The sequence below is a fragment of the Pseudomonas juntendi genome (assembly GCF_009932375.1).
Taxonomy (GTDB): Bacteria; Pseudomonadota; Gammaproteobacteria; order Pseudomonadales; family Pseudomonadaceae; genus Aquipseudomonas; species Aquipseudomonas juntendi.
This window is the reverse complement of sequence record NZ_BLJG01000598.1, coordinates 1-286: the sequence shown is the minus strand read 5'-3', so window position 1 is coordinate 286 and position 286 is coordinate 1. Positions and strand designations below refer to the sequence as shown.

1 protein-coding gene is annotated in these 286 nt (G+C 67.1%); it reads left to right on the top strand.

All coding sequences use genetic code 11. The features are described 5' to 3' along the window. The coding region (locus GYA94_RS27430) for a response regulator (RefSeq protein WP_161893525.1) at positions 1-286 on the top strand (286 nt) is incomplete at both ends.

The window sequence follows — 286 nt, the reverse complement described above, 5'->3', positions numbered from 1 at the left end:
TGACCGCCGAGTACCTGCAGGCCAACTGCTTCGAGGTCGCGGTCGAGGTCGATTGCGCGCGCGCCGTGCGTCGGATCGTCGACAGCCAACCTGATCTGGTCATTCTCGACCTGATGCTGCCGGGCGAGGACGGCTTGAGCATCTGCCGCCGGGCGCGCAACCAGTACCCTGGGCCGATCCTGATGCTCACCGCACGCAGCGACGAACTCGACCAGATCCACGGGTTGGACCTGGGCGCCGACGACTATGTCTGCAAACCGGTGCGCCCGCGCCTGCTGTTGGCGCG